Source organism: Natronoarchaeum sp. GCM10025703 (assembly GCF_042661985.1).
In the GTDB taxonomy this organism is placed as follows: Archaea; Halobacteriota; Halobacteria; order Halobacteriales; family Natronoarchaeaceae; genus Natranaeroarchaeum.
On record NZ_JBHSZF010000001.1, the window covers coordinates 2,854,303 to 2,877,892 of the forward strand.

At 64.2% G+C, this 23,590-nt stretch carries 21 protein-coding genes and 4 pseudogenes; 11 read left to right on the forward strand and 14 right to left on the reverse strand.

The features are described from left to right. Positions 1-41: 41 nt before the first annotated feature. Positions 42-776: a creatininase family protein gene (locus tag ACFQH2_RS15985; RefSeq protein WP_377055305.1), complete on the forward strand. Its 735-nt coding sequence runs from the start codon at positions 42-44 to the stop codon at positions 774-776. Positions 777-835: 59 nt separating this feature from the next. On the opposite strand, the gene ACFQH2_RS15990 is transcribed toward ACFQH2_RS15985, so the two are convergent. The 3 genes from ACFQH2_RS15990 to ACFQH2_RS16000 form a co-directional block, all read right to left on the reverse strand. Then, positions 836-1,252, reverse strand: coding sequence for a DUF5790 family protein (locus tag ACFQH2_RS15990; RefSeq protein ID WP_377055307.1), 417 nt, complete (start codon positions 1,250-1,252; stop codon positions 836-838). A gap of 114 nt (positions 1,253-1,366) precedes the next feature. Further along, positions 1,367-2,437 carry a DUF7544 domain-containing protein gene (locus tag ACFQH2_RS15995; protein WP_377055309.1) on the reverse strand — a complete coding sequence of 357 codons (1,071 nt, stop codon included), beginning with the start codon at positions 2,435-2,437 and terminating at the stop codon, positions 1,367-1,369. Between the two features lie 121 nt (positions 2,438-2,558). Next, on the reverse strand, positions 2,559-2,903 hold the full coding sequence (locus ACFQH2_RS16000; RefSeq protein ID WP_377055311.1) for a dihydroneopterin aldolase family protein: 345 nt from the start codon (positions 2,901-2,903) through the stop codon (positions 2,559-2,561). Positions 2,904-3,006: 103 nt separating this feature from the next. On the opposite strand from ACFQH2_RS16000, the pseudogene azf reads away from it, so the two are divergent. After that, a pseudogene (gene azf / locus ACFQH2_RS16005) lies at positions 3,007-3,772 on the forward strand (NAD-dependent glucose-6-phosphate dehydrogenase Azf). On the opposite strand, the gene ACFQH2_RS16010 reads toward azf, so the two are convergent. Next, positions 3,773-4,387: a DUF309 domain-containing protein gene (locus ACFQH2_RS16010; protein WP_377055315.1), complete on the reverse strand. Its 615-nt coding sequence runs from the start codon at positions 4,385-4,387 to the stop codon at positions 3,773-3,775. It abuts the pseudogene before it with no gap. 69 nt (positions 4,388-4,456) lie between these two features. Next, positions 4,457-6,308, reverse strand: a pseudogene (locus tag ACFQH2_RS16015) (S9 family peptidase). A 93-nt stretch (positions 6,309-6,401) separates the two neighbouring features. On the opposite strand from ACFQH2_RS16015, the gene ACFQH2_RS16020 reads away from it, so the two are divergent. Beyond that, positions 6,402-7,559, forward strand: a complete 1,158-nt coding sequence (locus ACFQH2_RS16020; RefSeq protein WP_377076924.1) for a glycosyltransferase family 4 protein — start codon at positions 6,402-6,404, stop codon at positions 7,557-7,559. Between the two features lie 5 nt (positions 7,560-7,564). Here the strand turns inward: ACFQH2_RS16020 and folP are convergent. Continuing rightward, positions 7,565-9,998, reverse strand: a pseudogene (gene folP, locus ACFQH2_RS16025) (dihydropteroate synthase). Between the two features lie 44 nt (positions 9,999-10,042). After that, a complete protein-coding gene (locus tag ACFQH2_RS16030; RefSeq protein WP_377055323.1) occupies positions 10,043-10,471 on the reverse strand; it encodes a phosphate-starvation-inducible PsiE family protein in 429 nt (142 codons plus the stop codon). Positions 10,472-10,637: 166 nt separating this feature from the next. Here ACFQH2_RS16030 and ACFQH2_RS16035 point away from each other — a divergent pair, with 166 nt between their 5' ends. The 7 genes from ACFQH2_RS16035 (at position 10,638) to ACFQH2_RS16065 (ending at position 16,694) form a co-directional block, all read left to right on the forward strand. Continuing rightward, a complete protein-coding gene (locus ACFQH2_RS16035) occupies positions 10,638-12,608 on the forward strand; it encodes an aconitate hydratase (RefSeq protein ID WP_377055325.1) in 1,971 nt (656 codons plus the stop codon). 1,079 nt (positions 12,609-13,687) lie between these two features. Beyond that, the gene (locus tag ACFQH2_RS16040; RefSeq protein ID WP_377055327.1) at positions 13,688-14,122 is read left to right on the forward strand and encodes a hypothetical protein; all 435 of its coding nucleotides are present in this window, start codon (positions 13,688-13,690) and stop codon (positions 14,120-14,122) included. 59 nt (positions 14,123-14,181) lie between these two features. Continuing rightward, on the forward strand, positions 14,182-14,688 hold the full coding sequence (gene rimI / locus ACFQH2_RS16045; protein WP_377055329.1) for a ribosomal protein S18-alanine N-acetyltransferase: 507 nt from the start codon (positions 14,182-14,184) through the stop codon (positions 14,686-14,688). A gap of 166 nt (positions 14,689-14,854) precedes the next feature. Continuing rightward, the gene (locus tag ACFQH2_RS16050) at positions 14,855-15,259 is read left to right on the forward strand and encodes a DUF5810 domain-containing protein (RefSeq protein ID WP_377055331.1); all 405 of its coding nucleotides are present in this window, start codon (positions 14,855-14,857) and stop codon (positions 15,257-15,259) included. 75 nt (positions 15,260-15,334) lie between these two features. Beyond that, positions 15,335-15,751, forward strand: a complete 417-nt coding sequence (locus ACFQH2_RS16055; RefSeq protein ID WP_377055333.1) for a DUF5809 family protein — start codon at positions 15,335-15,337, stop codon at positions 15,749-15,751. A gap of 40 nt (positions 15,752-15,791) precedes the next feature. After that, the gene (locus ACFQH2_RS16060; RefSeq protein ID WP_377055335.1) at positions 15,792-16,070 is read left to right on the forward strand and encodes a hypothetical protein; all 279 of its coding nucleotides are present in this window, start codon (positions 15,792-15,794) and stop codon (positions 16,068-16,070) included. A 72-nt stretch (positions 16,071-16,142) separates the two neighbouring features. Further along, complete coding sequence (locus tag ACFQH2_RS16065) at positions 16,143-16,694, forward strand: NUDIX hydrolase (protein WP_377057114.1); 552 nt, start codon at positions 16,143-16,145, stop codon at positions 16,692-16,694. Here ACFQH2_RS16065 and ACFQH2_RS16070 read toward each other — a convergent pair. The 7 genes and pseudogenes from ACFQH2_RS16070 to ACFQH2_RS16100 form a co-directional block, all read right to left on the reverse strand. Further along, positions 16,686-16,808: a hypothetical protein gene (locus ACFQH2_RS16070; RefSeq protein ID WP_377076925.1), complete on the reverse strand. Its 123-nt coding sequence runs from the start codon at positions 16,806-16,808 to the stop codon at positions 16,686-16,688. The genes ACFQH2_RS16065 and ACFQH2_RS16070 overlap by 9 nt on opposite strands. A 29-nt stretch (positions 16,809-16,837) precedes the next feature. Further along, positions 16,838-18,932: pseudogene (locus ACFQH2_RS16075) on the reverse strand (DEAD/DEAH box helicase). Positions 18,933-18,953: 21 nt separating this feature from the next. After that, on the reverse strand, positions 18,954-19,601 hold the full coding sequence (gene cofC, locus ACFQH2_RS16080; RefSeq protein ID WP_377055339.1) for a 2-phospho-L-lactate guanylyltransferase: 648 nt from the start codon (positions 19,599-19,601) through the stop codon (positions 18,954-18,956). Between the two features lie 46 nt (positions 19,602-19,647). Next, complete coding sequence (locus ACFQH2_RS16085) at positions 19,648-20,412, reverse strand: DUF4398 domain-containing protein (RefSeq protein WP_377055341.1); 765 nt, start codon at positions 20,410-20,412, stop codon at positions 19,648-19,650. 19 nt (positions 20,413-20,431) lie between these two features. Beyond that, on the reverse strand, positions 20,432-21,613 hold the full coding sequence (locus tag ACFQH2_RS16090) for a tubulin/FtsZ family protein (protein WP_377057116.1): 1,182 nt from the start codon (positions 21,611-21,613) through the stop codon (positions 20,432-20,434). A 217-nt stretch (positions 21,614-21,830) separates the two neighbouring features. Next, the gene (locus ACFQH2_RS16095; RefSeq protein ID WP_377055343.1) at positions 21,831-22,718 is read right to left on the reverse strand and encodes a complex I NDUFA9 subunit family protein; all 888 of its coding nucleotides are present in this window, start codon (positions 22,716-22,718) and stop codon (positions 21,831-21,833) included. A 9-nt stretch (positions 22,719-22,727) separates the two neighbouring features. Next, entirely contained in the window at positions 22,728-22,901 is a 174-nt protein-coding gene (locus tag ACFQH2_RS16100) for a hypothetical protein (protein ID WP_377076926.1), read from the reverse strand. A gap of 90 nt (positions 22,902-22,991) precedes the next feature. Between ACFQH2_RS16100 and tmk the strand changes: the two genes are divergently transcribed. Beyond that, on the forward strand, positions 22,992-23,588 hold the full coding sequence (tmk, locus tag ACFQH2_RS16105; RefSeq protein ID WP_377055347.1) for a dTMP kinase: 597 nt from the start codon (positions 22,992-22,994) through the stop codon (positions 23,586-23,588). The last annotated feature ends 2 nt before the right edge of the window (positions 23,589-23,590 follow it).

Sequence of the window (23,590 nt, forward strand, 5' to 3'; positions counted from 1 at the left end):
GACGACTACCTATTTAGTGGCGTGCCCGCAACGCACAGGACGTGCACCTGAGCGATTCTACCTGGACGGATGCCGACGCGAGCGACGCCGACGTCGCCATCGTACCGGTCGGAAGTACGGAACAGCACGGCCCACACGCACCGCTTGGCACCGACGCGATCACTGCCGAAGCGGTCGCGGAGGCAGGAGCCGAGGAGTACGGGGAGGTCGTCGTCGCGCCGCCGATTCCGGTCGGCGTCGCCGAGGAACACCGCCAGTTTCCCGGAACGCTCTGGGTGAGCGAGGACACCTTCCGCTCGTACGTCCGCGAGACCATCGACAGCCTCGCGTACCACGGCTGGGATCGGGTGGTCATCGTGAACGGCCACGGGGGAAACACCGACGCCCTCCGTGAGGTCGCCGGGCGGATCACGCGCCATGACGATGCCTATGCCGTCCCGTTCACCTGGTTCGAGGCGGTCGGCGACCACAGTTCGGAGATGGGCCACGGCGGGCCGCTGGAGACCGCACTCCTGCGTCACGTCCGGCCCGAGAGCGTCGCCGAGGACCGGATCAAGGAGGCACGAGAGGGTGCCAGCGACGGCTGGGGCGAGTGGCAAAGCGGCGTCAACCTCGCGTACGACTCCGCGGAGTTCACCGAGAACGGCGTCGTCGGCGATCCGGGTGATGGCGACGCCGAGCGCGGGGAGGAACTGCTCGAACTGGCGGCAGAGGCGCTCGCAGAGCTACTGAGCGCGGTGGCGACGCGAGACGTAGAGCGCCCGGAACATAAGTAAGGTTCGACAGTCGCTGCTCGACTGACGCGAGATGTCGGATCGTCGATCCGGACGCGGCGCTACTCCTCGTCTGCGGCATCGTCATCGCCGGCCGCGTCTTCGAGGGAACTCTTGAGATCCGGAATCGTCGCCGTCAGATCGCCGACCTGTTCGTTGGCTTCCTCGATGGTCTCGATCAGCGCTTCGACTTCCGCGATCGATTCCTCCAGATCGTCGGCGTCGTCGAACGCGTCGGCGCGCTGGCCCATCGTGAACCACTTTTTCGCATCGCGGAGGTGATCAGTCGCCTCGCCGATATCGAGTGCCGACCGCAGCGAGTTGAGTACCCCGAGCACGTTCTCGCCCTGAGTCTCCCAGACCGTTTCGCTGTCGGGGAGTTCGGCCCGCGCGTCGTCCAGCGATGATTCGACGTCGTCTCGCATCTCCGATGCCGCCTCGCCGAACAGTTCGTCGTCGTCGAGCGTTGACTGACTCATACACATACTTCTATCCGATCGCTGTTAAAAAGTCGCCCGAAAGTGAAAGTGAAATTCCGGATTTCGGCCGTTTTTTCGGCCAATCTGGCGAGTCTGTCGACTCGGCGTGACCGGCTACGCTTCTTCGCTCCCCGTCGTGACGCCGAACTGCCTCTCTCGGGCCCGCTCGCGCTGCTCTGGTACCAGATCGAGTCGCTCCTCGACGTCGCCGAGGACGAGCAGGCCGTAGTATCGGAGATAGCTCTGGACGGGGACCTGCAGGACGGCCGCGACACCTACCAGCAGTACGAGGCCGATGAGTGCGGCGACGACGACGAGCACCAGTCCCGCGCCCGAGGTGACACCGAGTCCGCCGACGACGATGACCGTTCCGAACACCACCGCGAGCGCGAGCGCAACGAATCCACCAGCGAACGCAAGGACGGTCGTGACGGCCGCCGCGAGGAGGAGGCCGAGAACGTACTGCACGACCACGAAGACCAGAAACTCGGCAGGTTGGGCACGCAGTGCAGTCCAGACCCGCGCCCAACCGGAGCGGATGCCCCGCTCTTCCTGTATCATCGTCGGGACGACGAAGTAGGTAGTCAGACTGCTGACGACAGTCGTCGCGAGTGCGACGAACGCGCCCACTGAAGCGGCATACCCCACCGCGTCGGCGAGCGAGTCGGCGATGCCGAGTTCCAGCACGGTCAGCGCCGTACCGGCGACTGCAACTGTTGCAACGAGGCCGAGTACAAGTCGGAACGCGAGCAGTGAAAGACCCTGCTTCCAGCGTCGGGCCACGTACGTCCGGACGGTGACGTCACCACTCCGAAGCGACTCGACGAAGACGAACTCGGCGATAGAGGCGAGCGCGACAAACGCCAGCGCGAACAGCGCGAAGACGACGGCAGCGGCCGCGACTGCCAGCAGTAGATCCTCGGGGATCGCTCCCGGATCCGCATCGGCGACCGGCCCGTCCGCAAACGCCTCGCCCGTCGTGATCTCTTCGAGGGTCGGGCCGCTGTAGGTCGGGTCGACTGACGGCGGGATCGGCGGGACGTTCGCAGAGAGGCTGATCCCGCCGCCGCTGAGCAGGAAGACGACGACCGAGAGTTTGAGAATTCGTCCGGGCGCAAACGGCGTCATGAGTTCCCGCGTGAGATCGATCGCGTCGCCGACGGATCTGACCGCAGATAGACTCATACGGAAACATAAGAGGGCCAGCATAAAATACACTGTCGGAGAGGGTACCATCCACGCCTAAAACCGACGGGCAGCGTCCAGATAGCCAGTTCGCCGCGGCGACTATCCTCGACGCGGCTCCCTACTCTCCGCGGCGAATATCCTCGACCCGCATCATCGGATAGCCGTCTTCCATCTCCATTCTCGTCAGCACCTCGCTGTCCTCGTACTCGATAGTGATCTCGACTTCCATGAACTCGCCTGTCAGTTCCGTGTAGCCGTGGTCAATGGCCGCATCGAGTTCGTCTTCGAGGATATCGACGCGCACTTCGGCGGCATGGGGCTGGTTCTCGATCGACTCCTCCATGGCGCGTTCGAGGCTCGACGCGCTGGCGGGGCTCACCGGCGTCCCCGCGAACTGATGATACAGCGTCCCGAACTTGATACCGGCCTCGAAACACGCGCGTTCGCCCTCTTGTGGCTCCATGCTCGAACGTTTGAGACTCGGCGTAAATCACCTTGGAAAGCGGTTGTCCGTCACGGGCACAAACCGTATGGTACTTGACTCACCTGGTCCACTGAACGAGTAAATGGACGAACCCGTACTGCTCACCGGCGCAAGTGGCCGGGTCGGCTCCGCAATCCTCGGCGGTATCGCCGACGAGTACGACTGGCGACTCTTAGACCAGGAGCCGCCGACCGGCGACACACCCGGTGAGTACGTCGTCGCTGACGTCACCAACGAGGCCGCCCTCCGGAACGCGATGAAGGACGTCCGTGCGGTCATCCACCTCGCTGGCGATCCACGTCCGGAAGCCCCTGGAACAGCGTTCTGGAGAACAACATCGACGGCACGAAGAAGGTGTTCGACATCGCGGCCCAGACCGGCGTCGAGAAAGTCGTCTTCGCCTCGTCGAACCACGCTGTCGGCGCGTACGAGACGGAGGACCGGACGCCCGATATGTATCGTGACAACCACGAGTACCGCCTCGATGGCTCCGAACTCCCCGCCCGAGCAACCTGTACGGCGTCAGCAAGGCCGCCGGCGAGACGCTCGGCCGGTACTACCACGACCACTACGACCTGAGCGTCGCCTGTGTCCGGATCGGCAATCTCACCAAAGGCCACCCGCCGATCGACTACGAGCGCGGACAGGCCATGTGGCTCTCCTACCGGGACTGTGCCCACCTCTTCGACCGCTGTATCAAGGCCGACTACGACTACGAGATCGTATATGGGATCTCCGACAACGACCGCAAGTACTACTCGCTCGAACGCGCGAAGGACGTGCTGGGCTACGACCCACGGGACAACTCCGCCGAGTTCGACGGCGAAAAGAAGGCACAAACCGAGTAGCTAGTCGAACAGTCCGTCGACGTCCCGTTCACGGTGTTTGCGGCGCTCGACGTGCTCACTCAGGCGCTGGTAGATGATGCCCCTGTTCTCCGGATCGCCGACGAAATCGACGACGAGTGTTATGAACGTCGTCTCCGCGTCGCCGAGTTCCTCGCGCGCGTAGCCGACCCCGTCCTCGAGCACCCCCTCGTCGTAGTGCTCCGACTCCTCGGCCAGCACCTCGGCGGCCACGAAGGCGGCGTCGACGTCGAGGTCACCCAGCGCGAGCGCGCGGTCCTCGTGGGTGAGGACTGGCGGCTCCCGGCGCTCGATGAGTTCCGGGTCGGTAGCGAGCGGTCCGAGATATGCCCGGACAGGGTCGAGAGCCACGCCACGATAGGGCTCGGAAAGCCCATCGAGATAGTCGAGCGCGCTCTCGGCGAGCCCCGTCGCACCCTCCCAGTTTCGGTTCCGGGCGTGGTAGACCGCGGCGGTAAACTGGATCAGGCCGTGCAGAAAGCGCTCGTCGTCCGTGCCGTCGCCCAGGTCCAGCCAGCGGTCCTCCCAGGCGTCGTGGGCGGCGTGGTACTCGCCGGCGTTGTAGATGGCGATGCCGGCCCGCAGTTCCGCGTCCATGCGTAGACATCCGCCCGGAGCAGGGTAAACGTCTCGACGGGCGGCCGTCGTGGCACTCGATGACTCGGCTCAGACGTGCCCGTCGAGGAAGTCGGCAATCGCGGAGTAGGCCTCGATTCGGTTGTCGAGTTTGCTGAATCCGTGGCCCTCGTCCTCGAAGAGCAACTTTCTGACCGGAACGCCCTGTTCGCGCACCTCCTCGACGATCTGTTCGGCCTCGCCGACGGGCACGCGGGGGTCGTTCTCGCCGTGAAGCACGAACAGCGGGGCCGCGATGGCGTCGGCACTGTTGATCGGGCTGATCGATTCGAGGAACGGGCGGTCCTCCGTGAGCGACCCGTACTCTGCCTCGCGGAGTTCGCGCCGCCAGTCGCCGGTGTTCTCCAGGAACGAAACGAAGTTCGCGATGCCGACGACGTCGACGCCCGCCGCCCAGAGGTCCGGATACTGGGTGAGGCTGGCGAGAGTCATGAACCCCCGTAGGAACCGCCCTTGACGGCGATCCGGTCGGGATCGACCGCGGGGTGCTCGTGGAGCCACTCGACGCCGGCGCGGACGTCTCTCACCGAATCCATCCGCTTTTCGACGTCGTCGAGGTGGGTGTACTCGCGGCCGTAGCCCGACGATCCGCGGACGTTCGGCTCGAAGACTGCGTACCCACGGTCGAGGAAGTACTGCTTGACGCCGCTGAAAGCGGGGCGGCGCTGGCTCTCCGGACCACCGTGGATATCGACGATGACGGGCGTCTCACTCTCGACGGGATCCTCGGGCAGAGAGAAGAACGCGGGGATCGCCCGCCCGTCGAAGCTCTCGAAGCGCACCAGTTCGGGCGACCGGAACGTCTCGCGGGGGATGCCCGCGGTCGGCGCATCGGTCCAGCGCTCGGCCGCGCCAGTCTCGAACTCGACGACGTAGACGTTCGGGTTCGTCGACCGACCGTTCACGGTGAGGGCATACTGCTCGGCGTCCGGCCCGAAGGAGACGCCGCCAGCGGTTCCGGCCGGGAAATCGGGAGTCGGCACCGCCTCGATCGTCGTCTCGTCGACGAGCCGTCCGGCCGTGAGATCCGTGTAGCCGTCGACGTTTCGCGAGTAGACGAGCCGTCCCGTCTCCTCGTCGAGAGCGACGCCGCCGACGTTCCACTCGCCGCCCTCGCGGACGGTGTCGAGGTCCTCGCTCGCCAGGTCGAGACGGGCGAGATACAGCGTATCACTCCCCTCGTCAGTGACCAGATAGACCCCCTCGCCATCCGGTCCCCACTGGACGCTCTGGTACCGGACGTCCCCCTCGTGTGGCGTGACGTGTGAGAGCGTCTCGCTGTCGAGATCCAGCACGTAGAGGCCCTGATCGAAACTCGACCGTGACTCGTGGACGAGCAGGCGGTCGTCGTCGGGGCTCCAGCCGGCGACCGACAGCCACCCGTCGCCCTCGTGGACGAGTTGGGCGTCGTCGCCGCGTTCGTCGCGAGCCTGTACGTAGACGTCGAACACCGACTCGTCGCGGCGGTTGGACGCGAAGGCGAAGCGGTCGCCGTCGTGGGACCAGCCGCCCCACCTGTGTTTCGCACGGGCGGCGCGAGGCTCGTGACGACGCTTCGAGCCAGTATCGTGCTCTGCATCGGAGAGTGTGGTCAGGTTCCTGATCGTCCCGTCGGTCATATCCAGCAGGAACAGTTGCTGGCGCTCGTTGCCCCCTCGTCCATACCGAAGGCCACCTCGTCGCGTTCGGGTGACCACGAGACGAAGGTGACCCGTTCGTCGTAGAAGGTGCGCTGTTCGGGCCAGCGGTTCGACCCGTCGAGCGTCCAGATCTGCGGGGTGCCGGTCGTGTTCAGCAGGAAGGCAAGCCGTTCGCCGTCGGGGCCGAACGAACTGCCATACGCGCTGCGGACGTTCAGATAGCGCTCGATCGAGTAGGACATATCCCTACCAGCGAGCGCAGCGGCAAAACGTCACCGCCGGTCCCTGCATGGAATAGGCGGGATTTTTAATCCGGGGTCACATCCGACCCGTGTATGCGCGTCGCGATGGTTTCGTTCGAGACAGTTCACCAGCGTGACGCATCACCGCAACGACGTGTCGACCGGATCGCCAGAGCACTGGTCGAGCGGGGCCACGACGTTCACGTCTTTTGCTCGCAGTGGTGGGACAAACGGATCGGCACCTTCGAGAGCGAGGAGATCACCTACCACGGCGTCGTCAGGTCGACCGACTCGAAACGATCCTTCCTCCTCACGCTCCCCTTCGCGATCAACGGCTGTGACCCCGACGTGGTCCACGCCGCAGCGACGTACCCGCCTGCGGTTGCGTCTGCAAGTTTCGGCGCGACGCTGGCGCGGACCCCCTTGCTCTGTGACTGGTACGATCCGGCGGTCGGCGACGGCTTTCTCTCGCGCCGGGCGCTCTCGGCACCGGATCGGATCGCTGTCCCCTCCAGACTCGTCCGGACGCGGCTGCGCGAGAACGGGGCGGACGCCGACCGGACACAGGTCGTCCCCAACAGCGTCGACTTCGACCTGATCCGCGAGACCGAACCGGCCGACGAGCGCCACATCGTCTACGCGCGCGACCTCGACGAGGGGGCGAATCTCGAGAGCCTCCTGCTCGCCCTCGCCGAGTTACGCGAGTTCGACTGGTCGGCAACCGTAATCGGCGACGGCCCCCGGCGCGCGGAGTACGAACGGCAGGTCCGCGACCTGCGGATCGACGACCGGATCACCTTCGCCGGCGCGCTCTCCCGCGAGGAGCGAGTCTCCATCTACAGGAGCGCCCACGTCTTCGTCCAGACCGCCCACCAGTGTCGCTTCCCGACCGAGATGCTCTGGGGTCTGGCCTGTGGCTGCGTCGGCATCGTCGAGTACCACGTCGACTCCAGCGCTCACGAACTCGTCGAAGGGCGCGAGCGTGGCTTCCGGACGACATCGGAGAGCGAACTCGCCGACGCCATCCGCGAGGCCGGCGAGATGGACTCGAAGACGGTCGACGAGGAGTTCGCAGGCTTCGACCGCGGGGCAGTGCTCGAACAGTATCTGGATCTGTATCGAGAGCTTCTGAAAGCAGTACGGCGTCCTCTGACGGTAGTTCGGTCGGTTTGCGGTGAAACTTCGAAGAGTGTAGCGTATTGCTTCGAGGAATGTCGCGGATCGCTTCGAGAGTTTCGATCAGAGCCGTGAGATCGCTACTCGTCGTCGGGCCGCCGATCCGCCGTCTCCGCCACGCTGACTGCCGCGGCGTTCTCGGCGACGTCGTGGACGCGGACGATATCGGCCCCACGCTCGGCCGCGAGTGTCGTCCCGGCGACAGTCGAGGAAGCCGCTCGCCGGCGTCCTGGCCCGAGAGCGCGAACATCGACTTGTGCGAGTGGCCGATCAGCACCTGACAGCCGAGCGCCGCGAGTTCGTCACAGCGATCCAGTAGCTCGAAGCTCTCGGCGGATGTCTTGCCGAAGCCCAGTCCGGGATCGACGATGATCTGCTCGCGGTCGAGGCCCGCCTTCTCGGCGAGCAGGACGCGCTCGGAGAGTTGGTCGATCACGTCCTCGACGACGTCGTCGTACTCTATCTCGTTGCTGGGATCGACCGGCGCGTCGACGCTGTGCATGACGACCAGTGCGGCGTCGTGGTCGGCGGCGACAAAGCGCATCTCGGGGTCTTCCAGCCCGGAGACGTCGTTGATGATATCCGCGCCAGCCTCGACGGCGGCACGAGCGACCGGGGCCTTGCGGGTGTCTACAGAGATCATGGCGTCGAGATCCGTGATGGCCTCGATCACGGGAACAACGCGGTCTATCTCCTCCTCGACGGTGACGGGTTCGGCGCCAGGGCGGGTGCTCTCGCCGCCGACGTCGAGTATCGCGGCACCGTTTGCGACCATCCGCTCGGCGCGTTCGGTAGCGTCCTCGATGGCGTTGTACTCGCCGCCGTCGTGGAAGCTATCGGGCGTGATGTTGAGAATGCCCATCACCGCGGTGCCCGAGTCCCACGGGTAGTCCAGGTCGGGATCGGCGGTCCGGATCCCGAGGCTCTCGCGGATCTCCCTGCCGACCACGGAGAGCCCGTAGGGCTGGCCGTCGAGTTTGTCGACGAGGCGTTTGAACTGGGCCATCGTCCCCATCAACACGACGTCGATGATGACGTCGTCCTGATCGTTCAGACCCGAGAGCGCGCACTCGCCGCCGAGACTGAGCATCTCCTCTTTGAGATACTGTGCCTGGCGTTTCTGCACCCGCGTTTTGAGCACGCGGTGGACCCCTTTGCCACGCATCCGCCAGACACCCGGATCGGTGACGTGGGCGTCCGAGAGCACCGCTCTGGCGTCCTCTGCTCCTCGACGCGCTTGGGAATCTGTAGGCGCGTCCAGCGCGTCCGGGCCTCTGCGACGGTAAGCAGCGAGCCAGTGACGAGCACGCAATCGTCCTCGTCCGCTTCGCGGAGGGCCCGCGAGAGCGCTCCCTCGACGGAGTTGTTGGTGACGACGTCGTCCGCGCCGCTGGCCTCGAACACCCGCGCGAGTACGGCCTCGTCCTCCGCCCGATCCAGATCCGGCTGACATGTCACGACGCGGTCGGCGGTCGGGAGCGTCGCCGCCATCGCACGGTGGTCCTTGTCGTGCATCGCACCGAAGACGAGGTGAAGGTCGTCGTACTCGAACTCCTCCAGGACGTCCGCGATCCGCTCACAGGCGCCGGGGTTGTGTGCGCCGTCGAGCACGGTGAGTGGCTCCTGCTCGACGACCTCGAACCGTCCGGGCCAGTGGGACCGGCGCAGACCAGTTGCGAGGGCGTCCTCGGTCAGGCTGTCGGCGACCTGACGGGCAAGCGTGACCGCAATGGCCGCGTTCTCGGCCTGATGCTCCCCCAGCGTCGGGATCCGGGTGTCCACCGACCAGCCCGGCCCGTCGATACCGACCGCGGCTTCGGTGTGATTCGTCCGGCCGCCGTAGGTCGGCACTACCTCGCCGTTCTCGCCGACCGTGACGACGTCGCCCGCGACCGAACGGACGGCTTCGAGTGCATCCCCTTCCACGGCCGCGACCAGCGGGGCCTCTGCAGGTGCGACGTGGGCTTTGTCGCGGGCGATCTCCGCGACCGTGTCGCCGAGGACGTCGGTATGTTCCAGAGTGACGGAGGTGATGGCGCTGGCGACCGGATCCACCACGCTCGTGGCGTCCTTCTTGCCGCCGATACCGACCTCCAGGACGGCGACGTCGACCTCCTCGCGCGCGAACTGCCAGAGCGCCATCGCGGTGGTCGCCTCGAAAAACGTCGGCGAGATACCCTCTGCACCGCGGTCACGGACGTGCTCCTCGATGTGGTCGACGAACTCGCAGACGGCTCCTTTCGGGATCTTGCGCCCGTCGACGCGAATGCGCTCGCGGAGATCATCGAGATGGGGTGAAGTAAACAGCCCGACGGTGAGTCCCGCCTCCCGCAGGATAGACTCGGTCATCCGCGCCGTGCTCCCCTTGCCGTTGGAGCCGGCGATCTGCACGCACGTGAGGTCATCGTGTGGGTCGTCCAGTGCGGCGAGCAGATCATCGGTCGACTCGATCCCGGGGCGAGGACCGAACCGACGCAGATCGTAGAGGAAGTTCGCCGCGTCGTGGAACTTCATACCCAACACGTCCGGTGCCGAGTGCTTGAGGCTGTCGGAAGGCACTACTCGACCCGCTCGTAGACGAGGTAGTACGCGACCACGAGAACGATCAACAGGATAGTAAAGGAAATCGCCGCGGTCAACGCTTCGTTGGCCGTCGGGAAGTCGGCCAGTCGGAAACTGATGATCTCCCGGGCGATAGCGATAATGGCCGCTCCGATGACGATCCGGATGACCGGATCGTTGCGGACGTACGCCACCAAAGTCCGGTGAACCTCGACGAGGATCAACAACAACAAGACGGTATCCAGAAGATCGACGACCGCGACCGGTTGCGTGAACCGCCCGGAGACGAACAGCTCGTAGAGCCCGATCAGGACGTCGAATATCCCGACCAGAAACAGCACCAACAGGATGTAGGCTGTCGCGAGGACGAGCCAGCGCATGACGCTTTCGGACGGTCCCGTGGCACGCGACGCCAAACTGCTCATGGCTCATTCATGGAGCGAGCACAGTTAAAGACCGGCCGCACGCTCAGGAGTTTGGATGCTCTTACCGCCGCCGAAACCGCCTGCTGGGGCTATTCCCGAATTCCGAACGGTCGTATAGGAGGGACTCGCGGGTTTTATATTCGAGGAAAGACGATATTCGCGCGCTATGGGACACACTTTGACAGAGAAGATCCTCGAGGATCATCTCGTAGAGGGCGAACTGACGCCCGGCGAGGAGATCGGCATCGAGATCGATCAGGTACTTACACAGGACACGACGGGGACGATGGTCTGGCTACAGTTCGAGGCCATGGGTCTGGAGGAAGTCCAGACCGAGATCGCTGCGCAGTACTGTGATCATCAGACCTATCAGTTCGACTTCAAGAACACGGACGACCACCGATTCCTGCGTTCTGCGGCCGGCACCTTCGGGGCACACTTCTCCCGCCCCGGCAACGGCATCTGCCACAACGTTCACCGCGAGAACTTCGCGGCACCCGGCAAGACGATGCTGGGTTCGGACTCCCACACCCCGACGCCCGGCGGCCTCGGCGAACTCGCCATCGGCGCGGGTGGGATCGACGTCACCGTCGCTATGGGCGGTGCGCCGTACTACATCGAGATGCCGGAAGTCGTCAACGTCCGACTCGAGGGCGCGCTCCCCGAGTGGGCGACTGCGAAGGACGTCATCTTGGAGCTACTCCGACGGCTCTCCGTGAAGGGCGGCGTCGGCAAGATTCTCGAATACACCGGCCCCGGCGTCGAGACGCTCACCGCGCCCGAGCGCATGACGATCACCAACATGGGGACGGAACTCGGTGCGACCTCCTCTATTTTCCCGACCGACGACCAGACGAAAGACTACCTCGAACGCGTCGGCCGCGGCGAGGACTACGTGGAGATGCAGCCCGACGAGGACGCGGAGTATCACGACGAGATCGTCGTCGATCTCTCCGACCTCGAACCGCTCATCGCGGAACCGTCGATGCCCGACAAGGTCGTCCCGGTCAGCGAGGCCGCTGGCGAGGACGTCGAGCAGGTCATCGTCGGCTCCTGTACGAACGGTGGCTACGAGGACATCCTCCCGGTCGCGAAGATGCTCGAAGGCCGAGAGGTCGCGATGTCGACCGAGACGATCGTCGCACCTGCCTCCAAACAGGCCTCCGAGATGCTCGCCCGTGAGGGCTGGGTCGCGGAGATGATGGCCGCTGGCGTCAACTTCTCCGAGTCGACCTGCGGTGCCTGTATCGGTATCGGCCACGTGCCCGCAAGCGATTCGGTCTCTCTGCGTACCTTCAACCGGAACTTCGAGGGCCGCTCCGGCATCGAAGACGACAACGTCTATCTCTGTTCGCCGGAGGTCGCCGCCGCCGCGGCGATCAAAGGCGAAATCGTCGATCCGCGCGACCTCGCAGCGGAAGAGGACATCGAAGCGCCCGGCATCGAGCTGCCCGACACCTACGACGGCTCCAAGACGGACCTCATCGCGCCGGACGAGGCCATCGACGACGAGCTTATCAAAGGCCCCAACATCGGCGACGTGCCGCTGAAGGATGCCCTCGACAGCAAGCTCGAGGGCGAAGCGCTGCTGAAGATGGACGACAACATCACGACCGACCACATCATCCCTGCAACCCAGGACATCCTGATGTACCGGTCGAACATCGACAAGCTCTCCGAGTTCACGCTTTCGCGCGTCGACGACACGTTCGCACAGCGAGCGGCCGACGCCGACGGCGGCTTCCTCGTCGCCGGCGAGAACTACGGTCAGGGCTCCTCGCGCGAACACGCCGCCATGTGCCCGATGTATCTGGGCATCGAGGGCGTGCTCGCACAGAGCTTTGCCCGGATCCACCGCGCGAACCTCTTCAACTTCGGTCTGCTCCCGCTGATCATCGACGAGGACACCTACGAGAAGATCGATCAGGGTGACGACGTCGAGATCGTCGACGACGTCCGCGAGGCCGTCGAGAGCGGGCAGGAGGAGTTCACCGTCCGCGTCAACGAGGACTGGGAAGCGACCGCGACGCTGGACGCCTCCGAGCGCGAGCGCGACATGCTCGCAGTCGGTGGCAAACTCGCATGGACGAAAGAGCAGGCCCAGGGCGGCGATAGTCCTGCGCCGGCAGACGACTAAAGCGAGACCTGAGCGGGGCGAAGGTCTCGACGAATCGAACGGGGCTTTGCCCCGCGAGATGCGAGATCAGGCGCCGCCTGATCTCGTTGTTGCGAACGGGGCTTTGCACCGTGAGAAGCGAGACCTGAGCGGAGCGAAGGTCTCGACGAATCGAACGAGGCTTTGCACCGTGAGAAGCGAGACCTGAGCGGAGCGAAGGTCTCGACGAATCGAACGAGGCTTTGCACCGTGAGAAGCGAGACCTGAGCGGAGCGAAGGTCTCGACGAATCGAACGAGGCTTTGCACCGTGAGAAGCGAGACCTGAGCGGAGCGAAGGTCTCGACGAATCGAACGAGGCTTTGCACCGTGAGAAGCGAGACCTGAGCGGAGCGAAGGTCTCGACGAATCGAACGAGGCTTTGCACCGTGAGAAGCGAGACCTGAGCGGAGCGAAGGTCTCGACGAATCGAACGAGGCTTTGCACCGTGAGAAGCGAGACCTGAGCGGAGCGAAGGTCTCGACGAATCGAACGAGGCTTTGCACCGTGAGAAGCGAGACCTGAGCGGAGCGAAGGTCTCGACGAATCGAACGAGGCTTTGCACCGTGAGAAGCGAGACCTGAGCGGAGCGAAGGTCTCGACGAATCGAACGAGGCTTTGCACCGTGAGAAGCGAGACCTGAGCGGAGCGAAGGTCTCGACGAATCGAACGAGGCTTTGCACCGTGAGAAGCGAGACCTGAGCGGAGCGAAGGTCTCGACGAATCGAACGAGGCTTTGCACCGTGAGAAGCGAGACCTGAGCGGAGCGAAGGTCTCGACGAATCGAACGAGGCTTTGCACCGTGAGAAGCGAGACCTGAGCGGAGCGAAGGTCTCGACGAATCGAACGAGGCTTTGCACCGTGAGAAGCGAGATCCGAACGGAGCGGAGGTCTCGAAAAGTCAAGCGGCGAGGAACAACCCGCGAGACCCACCCTGCAATCGCGTCTCGAAATTGCGAGCAGGCGGGCGGCCTGCGAGACAGCAGCTCCCATTTTTACACACCAGCCCCCGAGCGACGCGTCGTGCACACAGTTTAGCCAGTGCACGTCGAAGTGAGAGATGATGTCGTCGGCCGTCACAGTCAGTCTGCAGTCGATCCGAGCACAGGCAGTGCTCTATCCGCTGGGGGTGTGGCTGATCATGGCTGTCCTCGCCGTCATCAACGGTGGCTTCCGCGAGGTCGTCCTCATCCCGCGGATCGGCGAGTATGCCGGCCACGTCGTAAGTACGGCCCTGCTGGTCGTCGCGATTCTCTCCGTCTCGGCGCTCTATTTCGGCCGGACATCGATCGGGTACACGTACGCCGAGTTGCTGGCTGTCGGCGTGCTGTGGACGGTGCTCACCGTCGGGTTCGAGTTTCTGGTTGGCTACGTCGAGGGGACGCCGGCCTCGGTGACAATCGGGCAGTACAACGTGCTGGCCGGGCAGGTCTGGATCGCGGTTCCGATCACGCTACTCGTGTCCCCACTCCTGTTTGGCTGGTATCTCTCCGGCTGAGTCGACGACTGGCCGTCCGAACGATAGGGCTTAACGACCCTCGGTACGTAGTCCGGACAGTGACGTCCCCGCCGGACGACTCCGCGACAGGCGTACGGGTACGGCGAGCGGAGCGGGCAGATCTCCTCGCCATCTATCGGATCGAGAAAGCGTCGTTTTCGAGCCCCTGGCCGTTCGACGCGTTCGAGCGCCACCTCTCGACACAGGGGTTTCTCGTCGCCGTCGATGGCGAGGCACCAACCGGAGACGGTCAGATCGACGCCGCGGACGTGGTGGGATTCATCGTCGCCGACGTCGTCCCGAACCACGGCCAACCGCTCGGTCACGTCAAGGATCTGGCCGTCCATCCCGACCGTCGCGGCAAGGGTATCGGGACGGAACTGCTCCAGCACGGCCTGCAAGCGCTACACGACCAGTCCGTCCACTCGGTAAAGCTCGAAGTTCGGGAGAGCAACGAGGGAGCGCAACGGCTGTACAGTCGCTCCGGGTTCCGGCCGTTGCGACGCATCCCACGGTATTACGACGACGGCGAAGACGCGATCATCATGGTTCGGTCGTTCGAGTGATGCCACGAGCAGATGGCGGTACGGTGACGGGACCGTAACAACCACACTCACATGCCCGACCGTCGAACTCGTCACGAACGCCGATTTTACGATCACGTTTGGTTTGCCCCGAACACGGAGTCGGAGACGCGGTAGCCTTTTGCGAGCGAACACGTAACGGTGAGATATGGGATATGCCTGTCCGGTGTGTGAGGCCCCACAGGCCGACGGAGAACACCTCGCGAACCACCTCGCGATCACCGCAATACTCGGCCGAGAGGGTCACGAGGAGTGGCTGACCGAGCACGCCCCGGGGTGGGAGGAGTCCACACCGAGCGAACTCGCCGAGGAAATCGTCGACGCAGTGCCCGAAACCGAGTTCCCCCAGATGTTCGAGGACACGACCGGCGGGCACGGCCACGAGCATGGTGGCCAGTCGGGAGCCACCTTCGAGCAGGAACTCGCACAACAGACGGCCGGTCGTGGTCGCGATGACCTCACCGACGAGACTCGCGACGTCCTCGCGGAGGCCCGCGAGATGACCGAAGCGATGCTCGACGAGGGCGAGTCCGAGGAGAGCGACGAGAGCTGAAACGGATCGACAGTACCCGCGTGGATCGAACCGTGAAGTCGGAACCGGTAACTTTCCGGCTACAAAGATTCGACTATGCACACTACGGGACTGCTCTCTCCGGACGACGAGACCACAGCCAGGGAGTCCTACGAGACGCTGGGACCGGCCGCACAGACCGTCGTCAAAGAGACGGCGAAGGCGATGGCGTTCGACGCCGCCGAGTACGACGAGCGCGTGACGAGCGACGTAATCGAGACCGCCCGGGACGCACTGTTCGCGTCTCTCCTGCAGGTCCGGATCGGCACTGACAAGGAGTACGACGAGTGGAACGCCGAGTTCGATGGGACGGTCGAAGAGCGTGGGAGCGAGCACGTCGAGAACGTCGTCTGGCACGTCGGCCCGGACGGGAACGCAGTGGCCGCGACGTTCCAAGAGAAAGAACAGGCGGCAGTCGCGACGCTCCGCAGGCAGGCGTTCGGAAGCCTCTACAGCGATATCGTCCGGCCGTAACACCCACCGAACTCAACTGTCCGCAGACTGTAGTACGACTGTGACACTCGACCCAGTCCGACTCGGGCAGCGGCTGGACGACGAGTTCGGTGGCAAGCCCGGCGAACAACGGGTCGTCACCCGACAGGCTGTCGACCTTCACGACGCCGGCAAGTACGCGACGGATACGGGCACCGAACTGACCGTCAAGGAGATAGTGGACCACCTTGGAGACGCACCCGAGGACACGCTCGCGGAGCGATGGAACTGGTGGATGGGAGCGCTCGACGTCGCCTACGGCGGCTACGAGCGCTTTTCTGTGCGACGATACCCGGAGTGATAGCCGCTCGCCCTGCGACGACCTCATGCCGCAACCGACAGCCCCGTGAGCCGCGAGTCCGTCCTGGTGAGTATGGGCGAGTCCGACACCGCGGAGAACGACGACTGGACGGTACTGGAATCTGTGACCGAGTACGAAACCGGCTGGTACGATGGCGGCTACGACCTCGTCGAGCAGCCCAACGGGACGACGAAACGCTACTACTGGGCGGAACTGCCGCCTGCAGTCGTCATCGTCGCCGTCGCGGACGATCAGCTAGTCTGCGTCGAACAGTACCGGCCGACGATCCGTGAGACGCAACTCGAACTCCCCGCGGGAATCGTCGAAGACGGCGAGTCCTACACCACCGCGGGGGCCCGAGAACTCCGCGAGGAGACCGGCTTCGATCCCGCCGGTACGTCGCTCTTGCAGACGTACAAGGTGGCGACGGGCGTTCTCCGCCACGACCGCGGAATCGTCTTCGCGGAGGGGCTGACCCCCGTCGAACGCGAACTCGACGACAACGAGTTCCTCGAGGTCCGGACGGTACCCGTCGACGAAGCGGTCGAACACGCCCGGGAAGCCCCGACCAACGACGCGACTATCAATGGAGTCCTGCTCGCCAGTGAGGAGGGACTACTGTAGCCTACAGCGCGAGATAGCCCAGCGTGAGCCACGGGCCGACGAGCACAGCAGTGCGAGCAACAGTTTGAGCGCCTCGCCGCCACAGAGTGTTCCGACCAGTCGAGCGGCTTCCATACGCGAACGAAGAGGAACCGTCTATTTGGTTACGAGCAGTATACGGGCTGGTACGGTCTTTCAGCGCCGTCGGGCCAGAACTGGTCCTGTAACTCGATTTCGGCGACGATATCGTAGGGGTCCTTGCCTTTCCGAATTGCATCGAGCATGGTGAAGGCGTCCTCGGGCGAGAGGAAGTGGGTCGTGATGGCGCGGCCGAGCGGGGTCGGCTCGAAGCCGTCGATGAACTCGTACTCGAGCAGTTTACCGACCGCGTGCTTGGTCGGAACGTCGCCGAGCATCTGGCCGTTGAGGCGTTTGGTGGCCTTGCCGGCGACGGTGATGTTCGCCAGCGTCTCCTCGATGGCCGCGCGCTCGTCGTAGACGGTCCGAACCGACTCCATATCGCCTTTGAGCAGTTTGAACGCGACCTCGTCCTCGGTCATCTCCATGCTGGAGTGATAGCTGGTGTCGGGTTCGACGAGGACGTAGACAGTCCCTTTGTCGTGGTAGTCGGGCCGACCCGCCCGCCCGAGCATCTGGTGGAACTCCTGGACCGAGAGCCACTCGATCCCCATCGCGAGCGTGTCGAAGATCACCTGGGAAGCGGGGAAGTCGACACCCGCCGCGAGCGCGGCCGTCGTTACGACCGCCGCGAGATCCTGATCCCCGAACTTCCGTTCGACGGATTTTCGCTGGCCGTAATCGAGACCGGCGTGATACGGCGCGGAGTCGTACTCCAACTTCCTGCTGACCTCATGACAGCGCCGTCTGGAGTTCGTGAAGATGATCGTTTGCCCGCGATACCCCTTCGAGGATTTGCTGTCGAACTCGCGTTTGACCAGTTTGTTCTCCAGACGCGTCTTCTCGCGCTGGTCCGCGAAGGTGACGTGACGTTCGATCGGTACCGGCCGTTCCTCGAACTCGACCAGATTCGCGCGCAGGCCCTGTGCGAGTTCGCGGGGTTCCCGACAGTCGCAGAGAGATAGACCCACTGCGCGCCGTCGTAGCCGGATCGACCCGTCGCTCGCTCCTCGCAGTAGTATTTGAGCCGCGAGATCATCCCGTCGAGGCGGTGGCCCCGTTCGTCCTCTTTGAGCGTGTGCACCTCGTCGATGACGACGGTGCCGATGTCGCCCAGATCCCGGCCGGTCCGGAGCGCGTGGTCGATCCCCTCGTACGTGCCGACGATCACGTCGGCGTTCGGGTCGAACCGGTTGCCATCGTCTCGCACCCGACTCGCGCCGACGCGGATCGTCACGTCGACGAGGTCGCCGTACTCGTCCTCGAAGTCCTCGTGTTTCTGGTTGGCCAGCGCGACCAGCGGGACGAGAAAGAGCATCTTCCCGTTCCCGTTGAGCACGCGGTCCAGCCCGGTCATCTCGCCGACGAGCGTCTTGCCGGTCGCCGTTGCGCTCACGACGAGTTGGTCGTCGCCCTCCAGCAGGCCGTTCTCGATGGCCAGGCTCTGGACCGGCAACAGCGTATCGAACCGGTCCTCCAGAAGTCCCTGAACGCCGGGATGGAGGTTCAGCGAATCCACGCGGACGCGCTCGATTTCCTCACCCGTCGCACTGATCTCGTCGAATTTCGTCAGGTCCGGGTCGAGGTGGCCCTGCAGGAGGTTCGTGACTCGCTCCAGATCCTGAACCTCGAGCAGTAGCTCTTCGAGTCGCTCCTGGGCGGCGCTCGTCACCTCGCCCTGGTAGGAGAGTTCGCGTTCGAGTTCGACTTTCGCACAGGTCGGACAGACGTACTCGTCGTCTTTCTTGATGGCGGTCTCGCTCGTCAGCGGCGAGTAACGGCCGTCCGAGGCGCAGATCCGACACGTCCGGACGACTTTGGCCGAGAGCTGATAGCCGCCAAGCGCTTCGCGAAGCCGGTCCCGGTGCTCTGGAGCGGTCTGCTCCGAGATACGGATGCGGTTCGCTCGCCGACCGATATCGACGAACTCGTCCGGACTGCGCGGTTCCTCGCTGAGCCGTCCTTGATACGGAATCGGCTCGGACGGGGGCCTGCGGACGTCTCTTTGAGGTCGAGTCGGGCGCGGAACAGCCGTTCGCCGTCGCGTCGAACGGTGACGAAGTAGTCGTCGTTCGACTCGTGGAGGAACAGCGTGTCGACCTGCGGGACCTGCCGTGACACGGTCTTTAATATCCGTTCCGCCTATTTGAGACGTTCGGAATCCGAGTCGTCTGGACGGCGAACGTCGACGCGGCCATCGGTCTCGGCGAGCACGAACCCGGCCGCGTCGAGCCAGTTGGCGGCCTCGCGGGTCCCGTGGAGAAGCAACTCGACCAGATCGCTCCGCTCGTCGACGTCAGTCGCGAGGCGGTACGAGTCGAGAACGTGGAACTCCGTCCCGATTTCGGCGGCGATCTGCCGGTGATCGCGGAAGGATGCGCCGTGGTAATCGACGCGGAACTCGGGGTGACGGACCACAAGGGCGTTCGTCCCGCCGCCCAGACCGGGGACGGCGACGACGTCGCCCTCGGCATCGAATAGCCGACGGAGGTCTGCCGGTCGGGCAAGCGCGAGGTCGGCCATCACGACCGCAACCGGGTCGTCGGTACTGGCGAGTACGTCGTTGATCGCGGGCGATAGCGGTCGGTCGTCGACCGTGACCGGGACGTCGGCATACTCCACACCCAGCGATGCCGTCGCCAGGAGTTCCGGGTCGCCGCCCGCCTCGCGGACGGCCGCCAGCACGTCCCCGAGCATGGCCCGAGCGAAAGCCGTCCGCTCTCCGGGGTCGAGAACGTCGTCGAGACGCGTTTTCGGCTCCCGGGCGTCGAACGGGACGAGGACACGCATGACTGTCGGGTAGGTGTGGATCGAAAAAGGGAGTTCCGGATTCGACTCAGCCGAGTTTGTCGTAATCGTCGCCCTGCTGGCGGGTGTACAGCAGGAATCCGATGCCGACGATCATGAGCAGCGCAACGACTCCGACCCCACCGTACAGGAGCAGGTCGCGCTGTTCGGCACTCGACTGGGCGTCCTCGGCGTCGGACTGGGCGTCCTCGGCGTTCTGGACGGCGCGCTCGAAGTCGCCGTTCTCGTAGAACCCGATGGCGTTGTCGAGCGTGCTCTGTGCGTCGGCGATGTCGGCGCCGTTGCCCTCGGCGGTGGCAACGTCCGTCTCGGCGTCACCGATCGCCTCGCGGGCGTTTTGACTGTCGCTCGTGTAGTGGTGGGCGTCCCACGAGTCGATGGTCGACTCGCCGCCACCGTCGCGGACCTCGGTGAACTCCGTGACGAGGAACCGCTCTTCGGGGTCGTAGCTCCACGTCTCGACCTCGGGCGTGGTGCCGGTGAGCGTGACCTCGAGTTCGGCGACATCGGCGTCGGCGTCGACGAGATATTCGAAGGTATCGCCGCCGTAGCTCTGGCTCTGCCCGACCTGGTCGCCGGCGTTATCGTACGCCGTGACCGACCACGTCGCGTTGGTCATGTTGGTCTGACCCTGTAGCGTCCACTGCCGGGGCGTGTCGCCCGCATAGAGATCGGTCAGTGTGTAGGTCGTCGATACGTCGCTGCCGACTTCAGACTCCCCGGGGACGCCGTCGGTATCGACGGACGCGACGGCTGCTGCCGGAGCCACCGTGGCAAGGCTGACAGCCAGCACGAGGAGGAGTACTCCGAGCTTAGAATAACGGTTCAAGTTCATCTTCGTCATCTTCGACGAGGCTTTCTAAATTCTCTTCGCTCTCGGACCGGATGTCTTCGATGTTATCCTGTGCCTCGATGGCGACCTGCTGTAGTTCCTTGATGCGCGGAACGTTCGAGACGCCCGACAGCAGGATCACGCTGGCGACGAAGTTCGACTCGGGAACCGGGTAGTCGCCACCGCGGACTTCCATACTTCCGGTCTGCTCTTCGAGCCACTTCCGCCCGCGCTCTATGCCCTTCCGATTGAGATGCTGTGGCGGACCGCTCAGGACGAGCAGTGCGCGCTCGGTCCCGTCGATCTCACAGGGAAGGGTAAGCCGTCCGAGCGCCGCCTTCCGGACGAGGCTCGTGATACGGTTCGTCGTATGTGCGGTATCGACTTGCGTCTCCTCGCCACCAGTAAACCGGGAGAGGAGACCGCCGTCGTCGCTACCGGACTTGTCTACTTCCTCGCGGGCGTAGCCGATCGTGGAAACGCCGCCACCCGATAGCGTGTTGATGATCTCGCTAGAGTCGACGACGCTTTCTGCGACCTCGTCGCCCTGATTGATCTCACCAGCACCGAAGAGGATCCCGAAGCGTCTGACTATCTCGTCGTTGATTTCGGCGTAGCCGCTCTCGACTGACTCGCCGGACTGTCGCCACGAGTCGTTGTCGAACACCATCAGGTTGTCCACTTCGCGGACGAACGTCTGGAACGATCGGGCCGCGTTGAGCGTGTAGATCCCACCCTCGTCGCTGCCCGGAAGCACGCCGAGCCCGTAGACGGGTTCGGTGTAGATTCGCTTGAGATGTTTCGCGAGCACCGGCGCGCCGCCGCTCCCCGTCCCGCCACCCATTCCTGCAACGATCAGGAACGCATCGACTTCGTGAACCGGGATCGCGTCGATCGCGCTCTGTACTTCGTCGATGTCCTCTTCAGCGATCTCGGCACCGAGTTCGTTGTCCGCGCCGACGCCGTGGCCCTTCACGCGTGACTGGCCGATCAGTACGCGGTTCTCTTGGGGTATCCGCTCTAGCCCCATTAGATCCGCCTTGGCGGTGTTTACCGCCACTGCGGATCGAACGATCCCGCTGCCGGTCCGATCGTCGTATTCGAGGAACTTATCGACGATCTTCCCGCCTGCCTGTCCAAAGCCGATCATCGCCAGTTTCATAATTCGTATCCGGGTCTCCGTTGGCATGAGAACAGAGGTAATAAGGATATAAACCTTGTGATGGTGTGAGTAACTCGATGAAGGTCAATAGCAGAAAATCGGTAGACTGCAAGGGATTCTAATGGTAATTGTAGCTTACCAAGAATGAATCGTTTGCGACCCGATAGTGGGTGTTTAAGATCTGTTATGCAGTGCGGGTAAAAAACGGTTGCCGACGTTACGCGAGTCCTAAATACTCCTGAAGGGTCGTGAGCGATTCCGGATCGACGTCGAAAGCAGTGACGTCGTTGTCCTCCGTAGTGTTGTCAAGTTGAAGCGACCGGGCCTGATCGGGGCCCATCGGGATGAACGGGAGCGGGCCCGCAAGGGTCAGTCCGATCTTCGCTAGCGGCATCGGGACCGGTGCGATAGTGACTGACTTGCCGTTCGCCTCGTACGCGAGCCGTGTGACGTCCGCGAGCGTCAGCACCTCCGGGCCGCCGATCTCGTACGTCTCCCCGGTGTGGCTTTCGTCCTCGACGGCGTCCGCGAGTAGCGGGACCAGATCGTCGACGTGGATCGGCTGGAATCGCGTCTTGCCACCGCCGGGAAGCACCTTGACAAACGGACCCGGCGTGAGTTTGCGCGCGAACGGGACGAACTCGCCGCCGTCGCCGAACACGACCGAGGGCTGGAAGATCACCGACTCGACGTCCGCATCGCGCACGAGTTCTTCGGCGAGTCCCTTCGCGCGGATGTACTCGGTATCGCCGTCCGGATCCGCCCCCAGAGCGCTCATGTGTACCAGCCGGTCGACGTCGTGTTCGTCCATCGCCTGCAGAATGTTCTCGGTGCCGCCGTAGTGGACCGTCATGTGAGTCGTCCCGCTCGGCGGCTGAAACAGCGGCGAGAGCGCAACGAGGTTGACGACGACGTCCTGGCCCTCGAAGGCTCCCTCGATGGAATCGTAGGCCGAGACATCGCCAACCGCAGTCTCGACATCGTCGGGGAGTTGACTCGGGTCAGGGTCGCGTGAGAGGGCAGTGACGTCCTGCCCCCGCTCGGCGAGTTCGGCACAGACGTTTCGACCGATGAATCCGGTTCCGCCCGCAACAAGAACGTTCATGTCCAGTGATTATACTCGATGCGCGATAAAAGTACCGCGAAACTGGAGGGTCCGCGTCTCACTCGGTGTCCGTGGCTCGCATCCCTCGGGGTTTTCGAGGGCGAGTCGCTCGGCAGCGTGGACGATACGACCGGGGACGAGCAGTTCCAGCATGCCGACGATCACGGAGAGTGCGCGGGGCATATCGACGAGCACCACGGCCAGCGTCACGACGGCGCCAGGCGTGTCTCGACTCCGACAGACAGTTGACCGATGGACGAGAACTGAGTGGATATGCTGGTGACGCTCGAAGGGATCGACGGGAGCGGGAAGACGACCGTCTGGGAGGCGCTACACGAGGACTATCCGGATGCGACGTTCACCCGCGAACCGACAGAGACGTGGTACGGCGACGCGGTGAACCGCTCGATAGAGGACGAGGACGCGGACCCGCTCGCCGAACTGTTCCTCTACACGGCGGATCACGCGGCCCACCTCGCGGAGACGGTCCGCCCCACGCTGGAACAGGGCGGTCTCGTGATCTCGGATCGGTACTCGGACTCGCGGTACGCCTATCAGGGCGCGACGCTGGAAGGCGAAATCGACGAGCCGATGCAGTACGTCCAGGACGTCCACGAGCCGTTTACCGTCGTTCCGGACCGGACGGTCTACTTCGACATCGACCCCGCGACCGCTGCCCGGCGGAGCGGGAAGACCAACAAGTTCGAGCAGGACGCCTACCTCACTCGCGTTCGCTCGAACTACGAGCAACTGATCGAGGACGACCCCGATCGGTTCGTGCGCGTCGACGCGACCGACTCCAGGGATGCAGTGCTGGAGCGGGTCAGAGACGTATTCGCCCGGATCGTCGACGCCGACGGTCCCGAGTGATC

Excerpts from the sequence above, each read along its gene's own strand:
- ACFQH2_RS15990 (WP_377055307.1), bottom strand. The coding sequence starts at position 1,252 with ATGAGTCAGTCAACGCTCGACGACGACGAACTGTTCGGCGAGGCGGCA.
- ACFQH2_RS15995 (WP_377055309.1), bottom strand. The coding sequence starts at position 2,437 with ATGAGTCTATCTGCGGTCAGATCCGTCGGCGACGCGATCGATCTCACG.
- ACFQH2_RS16000 (WP_377055311.1), bottom strand. The coding sequence starts at position 2,903 with ATGGAGCCACAAGAGGGCGAACGCGCGTGTTTCGAGGCCGGTATCAAG.
- ACFQH2_RS16010 (WP_377055315.1), bottom strand. The coding sequence starts at position 4,387 with ATGGACGCGGAACTGCGGGCCGGCATCGCCATCTACAACGCCGGCGAG.
- ACFQH2_RS16020 (WP_377076924.1), top strand. The coding sequence starts at position 6,402 with ATGCGCGTCGCGATGGTTTCGTTCGAGACAGTTCACCAGCGTGACGCA.
- ACFQH2_RS16030 (WP_377055323.1), bottom strand. The coding sequence starts at position 10,471 with ATGAGCAGTTTGGCGTCGCGTGCCACGGGACCGTCCGAAAGCGTCATG.
- ACFQH2_RS16035 (WP_377055325.1), top strand. The coding sequence starts at position 10,638 with ATGGGACACACTTTGACAGAGAAGATCCTCGAGGATCATCTCGTAGAG.
- ACFQH2_RS16040 (WP_377055327.1), top strand. The coding sequence starts at position 13,688 with ATGTCGTCGGCCGTCACAGTCAGTCTGCAGTCGATCCGAGCACAGGCA.
- ACFQH2_RS16050 (WP_377055331.1), top strand. The coding sequence starts at position 14,855 with ATGGGATATGCCTGTCCGGTGTGTGAGGCCCCACAGGCCGACGGAGAA.
- ACFQH2_RS16055 (WP_377055333.1), top strand. The coding sequence starts at position 15,335 with ATGCACACTACGGGACTGCTCTCTCCGGACGACGAGACCACAGCCAGG.
- ACFQH2_RS16065 (WP_377057114.1), top strand. The coding sequence starts at position 16,143 with ATGGGCGAGTCCGACACCGCGGAGAACGACGACTGGACGGTACTGGAA.
- ACFQH2_RS16070 (WP_377076925.1), bottom strand. The coding sequence starts at position 16,808 with ATGGAAGCCGCTCGACTGGTCGGAACACTCTGTGGCGGCGAGGCGCTC.
- cofC (WP_377055339.1), bottom strand. The coding sequence starts at position 19,601 with ATGCGTGTCCTCGTCCCGTTCGACGCCCGGGAGCCGAAAACGCGTCTC.
- ACFQH2_RS16090 (WP_377057116.1), bottom strand. The coding sequence starts at position 21,613 with ATGAAACTGGCGATGATCGGCTTTGGACAGGCAGGCGGGAAGATCGTC.
- ACFQH2_RS16095 (WP_377055343.1), bottom strand. The coding sequence starts at position 22,718 with ATGAACGTTCTTGTTGCGGGCGGAACCGGATTCATCGGTCGAAACGTC.
- ACFQH2_RS16100 (WP_377076926.1), bottom strand. The coding sequence starts at position 22,901 with ATGCCCCGCGCACTCTCCGTGATCGTCGGCATGCTGGAACTGCTCGTC.
- tmk (WP_377055347.1), top strand. The coding sequence starts at position 22,992 with ATGCTGGTGACGCTCGAAGGGATCGACGGGAGCGGGAAGACGACCGTC.